Source organism: Streptomyces sp. NPDC001157, assembly GCF_053598255.1.
The window spans coordinates 39509-46437 of record NZ_JBSFJW010000054.1; the positions used below are offsets into that span (position 1 = coordinate 39509).

Here is a 6929-nt window from a genome sequence, read left to right on the forward strand (position 1 = left end):
AATTCGCCGGAAATGATCAGCGTCGCCGCCGCCCGTCCGGGCGGGCCCGTCGCGGGCGTGACCCGGAGGACTGCTCTGCCGTTCACCTGAGTGGTGGAACGCCTGGATGGGCGGGGCCGCCACACAGTCCACGTCCGTCCGGATCCCTCCACCCGGCGCTGCATACGCCCGAGGTGCACCGAGCGCAGAAGAAGCCGCCCCATGCATGAGCCGACTCCGCCCTCCGCTGCCGGCGACGATACCTCCGGCGCAAACCGGTCCACGCTGGCTCCCGCGACGGGCGCCCGCCTGCCGACACACGCGGACCGTGCCGCCCGGCGAGACGCCCGGTCTGCGGCCGCCGGCACGCGCGCCTCCCCAACGAGCGGCCAGGACCGGCATCCGCCTGGGCCTACGGAACGACCCGGGGCCGCAATCGGGGCGACCTATCAGGACCGACTTCCTGGCGGGCCGAGCGACCAGGGTCTCACTGCCGTTCGCCCGCACGACCCTGGGCGCCGTGCCCTCGAGCCGACCGAGCCCGGCCACTCTGCGTCCCGGCCGACACGCTCGGATCAACCCCCACCCGGGTCGACCGACCTGACCCGGCCCTCTGACCCACGCACAGGTCGGCAACGCTCACAGCCGTCACCCCCGGGCCAGGGCCGGACCATGCCCTCACCCTCAAGTCGGACACCCCGCTCGTCCACCTTCCCGCCCTCCCGAGCAACTCCATCGCCCCGAGCCGCACCGCTGCCGACATCCCCCCGGTCCGTCGAACTGCCGTCCACGCACACCGCCATGATCTGCGTCGCGCTCCCGGGACTCGCCATCTCGTCGGAGCACGGGCAGATGGCAGGCCAGGGGCTGGAAGGGTTCTACCGCGCGGGCCGACGCGTGCTCTCCCGTTGCCAGGTCCGCGTGGCCGGGCGCGAACCGCTCGCGGTGCAAGCCCGGATGACCTCGGCCGACCGAGCCCGCTTCGTGGGCACGCTGCATGCCTCGCCGCACTCAGGCCCGGACCCGGACCTTGTCGTCGAGCGCATTCGGCATGCGGACGGGACGGAGCGCATCACCTTGCACAGTGCGGCCCGGCGCCCCCTGCGTGTGCCTCTCGAAGTCGCGCTCGGTACGGACCTGGCCGACCTGGGCGCCATCGCGTCGGGTACCGCTGGGCCCGAACTGCCCGCCAGCGTCCATGACTCGGGCCTGCGCTGGTCCTGCGCCACCGGGAACTCGTCGGTCACGGCAGATCCGCCGCCCGCGGACGCACTGGCCTCCGCCGGGTTGCTGCGTTGGGAGTTCGAGCTGTCCCCTGGCGGCAGCACAAGCGTGGAGCTACGGGTACGGCCGGACGGAGCGGGCCCTGCCCGGGGGGTGAGCCGCACGGCCACGAGCCCTCTTGCCGCCGCTCGGGCGTCCGGCGACGACCCCAGAGTCCAGCCGCTGCTACGGACAAGCCTCGAGGATCTCCATGCCCTCCTGGTGCGCGACCCAACGCACCTTTCCGACATGCAACTCGCGGCGGGAGCCCCCTGGCGCTGCGGTCCGGCCCCGGCCGACGCACTGGCGGCGGCGCGGATGACGCTGCCGCTCGGTACCCGGCTCGCCGCAGGCACGTTGCGTGCCCTCGCCCGCACTCAACTGCGAGGCGCGGGACCGCATTCCGGCATGATCCACGGGCCGCGCCGGGACGCGGGCATCCATCTGCCGCCAGGTTGTACCGGCACGGAAGCCACGTTGCTCTTCCCCGCGCTCCTCGCGGAGGCCCGCCGCTGGGGCCTTCCCGAGGCCGAGACGGAGGAGTTGCTGCCGGCGGCCGAGCGCTGTCTGGCCTGGCTGCGGACGACCGTCGGCGAGGGCGTTTACCTGTGTGACCCGCATCCCGGCGGTCCCGTCCGCTGCGAGACGCAGGCCCATGCCCACCGTGCGGCCCTGCTGGGCGCCGATCTGCTCGATGGCTGCGGGAGACCGGGCGGCGCCGAACTGCGGCAGTGGGCCCGGAAGCTGCGGTCGGAGTTCAGGGAGGACTTCTGGGTCGACGACCGAGGTGGTGGCAGGCCGGCCGCCGCTCGCGCCCCCGACGGCACCCCGCTGCCGTACCTGGGTGCTGCCGCGGCCCATCTCCTCGACACCGGCCTGCTCGGCGGGGGCGAGCCCGCCCCCGGGCTGCTCGACAAGGTGCAGACCGAACAGCTCGCCCGCTTGCTCGGCGGCCCGGGGATGGACTCGGGCTGGGGGCTGCGTGGACTGGGTGCGAAGGAAGCCGGATACAACCCGTTCGGCCACCGCAGCGGTGCCGTGCGGGTCCACGAGACGGCGATCGCGGTCGCAGGCCTGGCAGCCGCCGGCTACGAGAAGGAGGCAGGTTCGCTGCTGAAGGGAGCCCTGGCGGCGGCCGCGAGCTTCGGGCACCGGCTGCCCGAGATGTACGCGGGGGAGCAGCGCACCGCCGGGAGCATTCCCCTCCCGCACCCGGCGGCCTGTCGTCCGGCCGCCACCGCGGCGGCCGCCGGTGTGCTGCTGCTGGTGACTCTCGCGGGTATCCGTCCGGACGCTCCGGCGGGGACGATCACACTGCGGCCCATGCACAGTGCCCCCCTGGGCGAGATCGTCCTGAGGGGACTTCGAATCGCCGGCGCTCCCTTCTCCGTACGGGTCAGCCGCCTCGGCCTCGCCATGGTCGAGGAGGCCGCGGACGGACTGCAATTGGGAGTGTGACCTGGGACGACATACCACCGCACAGCACCCGGAACCAGGGGGCGAGGCTCACAGCGGACCGAAGTGGATCAGTCATCGAAGCGGCCGACGAAAGGAGTGTTTATCGTCAGGCAGACGACTATGATCGCCGCATGCCCTACGACCCGTCAGCATTTCCGCCCTTCGCCGTCACCGTGGACCTGGTCGTGCTGACCGTGCGCCGTCATGCCCTGTGCGCGCTGGCGGTACGCAGGGGCGAACCACCGTTCCAGGGGCGCTGGGCGCTCCCGGGCGGCTTCGTACGGGCCGACGAGGATCTGGCGCAGGCGGCTGCACGCGAGCTGGCCGAGGAGACCGGGCTGCGCGCCCACGACCCGGCCGTTCCCGCCCAGGACAACGGCGCTCACCTGGAGCAACTCGCGACCTACGGAGACCCCAAGCGGGACCCGCGGATGCGTGTGGTCAGCGTCGCCCACCTCGCACTCGCCCCCGACCTGCCCGCACCCCGAGCGGGCGGCGACGCCAGCAATGCGCGCTGGGCGCCGGTCGAGGAACTGCTGCAGCAGGGCGGTTACGGCCGAGACGGCGAACCGGTGGCGCCGCTCGCCTTCGACCACGCCCAGATCCTGTCCGACGGCGTGGAGCGCGCCCGCTCCAAGATCGAGTACTCGTCCCTCGCCACGGCGTTCTGCCCCACCGAGTTCACCGTCGGTGAACTGCGCCGGGTCTACGAGGCGGTGTGGGGCGTGGCTCTCGACCCGCGCAACTTCCACCGCAAGGTCACGGGCACACCGGGGTTCCTCGTCCCCACCGGAGGGACCACCACACGCCAGGGCGGCCGCCCCGCCCAGTTGTTCCGGGCCGGCGGCGCCACACTGCTCAACCCCCCGATGCTGCGCCCTGAAGTGTGACGGCACGGTTCCCGGCGGACCGGTTACAGCCTGCAGAGCAGGCCACGCCATACCCGAAAAATCGGACATAGCGCGCTATCTTGCTTCGGGTGATCCAGGCCTACGGATTGACCAGCAATCCTCGCAAGGAGCTTCCGCCCGCCGTCGACGACGTCTCTTTCGACGTGCGCGCAGGCCGCGTCACCGCGCTGCTCGGCGCGCCGGGGGCGGGCAAGACGACCGCACTCAAACTCATGCTCGAACTCCAACAGGGCCGTGGCATCACCTACTTCAAGGGCCGCCCTTTGCACCGCATCGCCCATCCGGGGCGCGAAGTCGGCGTGCTCCTGGGTGATGTGCCGGGACACCCGGCCCGCACTGTCCGTGGTCATCTCCGCATGCTGTGCGCCGCCGCGGGAGTTCCCGCCCGCCGCGCCGACGAGGTCCTCGAGGTGGTCGGCCTCGTCAGTCTGCGCGATGAACGCCTCGGCACCCTGTCGCGCGGCATGGACCGCCGCCTCGGCCTGGCCTGCGCCCTGCTGTCCGACCCGCACACGCTCGTCCTCGACGAACCCGCCGCTGGTCTCTCCCCCCGCGAGGTCCGCTGGCTGTACGGCATGCTGCACGCGCACGCCGCCCAGGGCGGCACCGTCCTGCTCACCACGGCCGACCCCAAGGAGGCCGCGCGCAGCGCCCACCGCGTCGTCACGCTGGAGCGGGGCAGGCTCGTCGCCGACCAGGACGCCGAGGACTTCGCCCGTACCCGGCTGCGCCCTCGTGTCGCCGTCCGCAGCCCGCACGTCGTGCGCCTTGCCGCCCTGCTCACCAAGGAGGCCCGCACCGCCCGACGCTCCGTGGAAGTCGTACACGAGGGCGGCAACCGCCTCTCCGTCTACGGCAGTAGCTGCGCCGACGTCGGAGAGACCGCGTTCCGCCACGGCATCCTCGTACATCAACTCGCCGACGAGATCGGTGACATGGGGCCAGGGGCCGTGGAATCTCCCGCCGGTGGGCCGGAATCCGCCGACGAGCCGCAGGTGGCGGCCGAGCCGCACGCGGCGGACGGGGTCATGGTGCCCGACGCGTCGGCGGACGGCCCGGCCCCGGCCGGAGCGGTCGGACAGGGAGGCATTGAACCGGCTCCCCCGACTCCGGCTGATGCGTCCCATGAAGCGCACCCCGAAGCGCACCCCGAACCGCAATCCCCGGCTTCGGCCGACACAACCCCTAGCGTCGGCGTGCTGAAGTCGCCCGTCGATGCACCCCCGTCACGTGCGACGGCCGGTCGCGTCCCGACGCCGGCCGTGCGCCCGACTGAAGCAGGCGCCGTCGACAGCCCGCCCTCTCTTCCGCCCCCCATTTCCGTCCGCCCGGCTCCCAGCCCCCTCCGTCCTCTGCGTTACGAGATCCGTCGCGCCGCCGGCATCGGCACGGGGTTCGTCACCGGGGCCGCCGTGCTCGTCGTGTCCGCCCTCGCCGCCGTCCTTCTTGCCCGGATCGGACACACCCCGCAGGCGCGCCTGATGGCCGCGTGGCCGCGCGAGCTGCCGCTCCCGCCCGCCGCGCTCGGTGCGGGACTCCTCGGCGCGCTGGCCTTCGGCGACGAGTTCCGGCATCCCGCGCTTGCGGCGGATCGCGGCACCGTGCCCCGTCGGCTGGGGCTGCTTGCCGCAAAACTCCTCGTCGCCACGGCCACCGCACTGATGCTGGCCTTCCTCACGGTCGGCTGCGACGCCGAAGTGCTCTACATCGTCTACGGACGGGAGCTCATGCAAGTTCCCGCGGACTGGCTCTCGCTGAGCGCGAGTTGGCTTGGTCTCGTCGTCGGATGTGCCTGGGCCGGAGTGCTGGCCGCAGGCGTCTTCCGGTCCACCACGGCAGGACTCGCGGCCGTGGTCTCCGTACCGGTCCTCGTCGTTCCGCTCGTACAGAAAGCCTTGGCGGGATCGTCCGTGCGGATGGCGGCCGGGCTTCCGCTGCGGTTGCGCGAGGTGTTCCTGCTGCAGTGGCCCTTCGGGGGAGAGCGCTATCTGTGGGCTGCGGCGAGGGTGATCGCCCAACCCGTCGGTGGTGCCCTGACGTTGTCGCTCACCGCTCTGCTCTGCGCATATCTGCTCACCACCCTGCGCAGCAGGGTCCGATGACAACCGTCCGCGCGCTTTCGTCCTACCCTGTGCGCAACTCCCTGGGGAAAGCCCATTTCTTTCCGATAAGGCGTCAATTGCGACGGGGTGAGCGATCACCCTTTCGTGTGCTTTTCACCAAAGACCTCAAGGGAGTTGGAGACGGCGCCGACAAAGGATCCGTGAGTACCCTTGCGCACACCATGATGACCGCCGCCCGCTCCGCCGACTCCGGTCTGGCCGGCCCGGGCGATCTCGACCGCTACCCCTACGCCGAGGCCCATGTGGTCGACCGCGTCGGAGCCCCCGCCTGGGAGAGCGCGGACCCGGAGCTGGGCCGCGTGGGCCGGCGCGCCGCGGGTAGCCGCGGACGCGGGCTGCACGGCCAACTCGTCCAGCAGCTGGGCCAGATGATCGTCTCCGGCGATCTGGGCGCCGACCGTCCGCTGGTGCCCGAAGAAATCGGCCAGCGTTTCGAGGTGTCCCGCACCGTCGTCCGTGAGTCGCTCCGGGTCCTTGAGGCCAAGGGCCTGGTCAGCGCTCGCCCGAACGTCGGTACGCGTGTGCGCCCGGTCAGCGACTGGAACCTCCTCGATCCGGACATCATCGAATGGCGCGCCTTCGGGCCGCAGCGCGACGACCAGCGCCGCGAGCTGAGCGAACTGCGCTGGACGATCGAACCGCTCGCCGCCCGCCTCGCCGCCGGGCACGGGCGTGAGGACGTCCAGCAGCGGCTTGCCGACATGGTGGAGATCATGGGTCACGCCATGGGACAGGGCGACGCCATCACCTTCTCCCGCGCCGACGCCGAGTTCCACTCCCTGCTGATCCAGGTTGCGGGCAATCGGATGCTGGAGCACCTCTCGGGGATCGTCTCGGCCGCCCTTCAGGTCTCCGGCGGCCCGGTGACCGGCTGCGACCGGCCGAACGAGACGTCGCTGGCGCACCACGGCAGGATCGTCGACGCCCTCGGCGCCGGGGACGGCACGGCGGCCGAGTCGGCCATGCGTCAGTTGCTGACCGTCCACCCCGAGGTGGAGCGCGTGGTGCCCGCGCCGCGCGAACACTGACCGCACCCCGCGGGCGGCGCGGCCGGGAGATGCCTCCCCCTCCTGGGGCACGGCCCGGCCGCCGAACCGCCTCCGTCGGACCCCGCAGGGACGACGTCGCCCTGGACTGGCCGCCCGCCGGACCCGTGCCCGTTCTGGCCGGAGCCACCGGGCCGCGTTCGCTGCGG

Annotated in this window: 4 protein-coding genes; all 4 read left to right on the forward strand. The window is 72.3% G+C overall.

Features of this window, described 5'->3' with window-relative positions; all coding sequences use genetic code 11:
• Positions 1 to 780: 780 nt before the first annotated feature.
• Complete coding sequence (locus tag ACWDAG_RS44545) at positions 781 to 2700, forward strand: glycogen debranching N-terminal domain-containing protein (protein ID WP_450701287.1); 1920 nt, start codon at positions 781 to 783, stop codon at positions 2698 to 2700.
• 131 nt (positions 2701 to 2831) lie between these two features.
• The gene (locus tag ACWDAG_RS44550; RefSeq protein WP_030939512.1) at positions 2832 to 3590 is read left to right on the forward strand and encodes an NUDIX hydrolase; all 759 of its coding nucleotides are present in this window, start codon (positions 2832 to 2834) and stop codon (positions 3588 to 3590) included.
• 89 nt (positions 3591 to 3679) lie between these two features.
• A complete protein-coding gene (locus ACWDAG_RS44555; RefSeq protein WP_450701288.1) occupies positions 3680 to 5713 on the forward strand; it encodes an ATP-binding cassette domain-containing protein in 2034 nt (677 codons plus the stop codon).
• A gap of 161 nt (positions 5714 to 5874) precedes the next feature.
• The gene (locus ACWDAG_RS44560) at positions 5875 to 6762 is read left to right on the forward strand and encodes a FadR/GntR family transcriptional regulator (RefSeq protein WP_123967933.1); all 888 of its coding nucleotides are present in this window, start codon (positions 5875 to 5877) and stop codon (positions 6760 to 6762) included.
• The last annotated feature ends 167 nt before the right edge of the window (positions 6763 to 6929 follow it).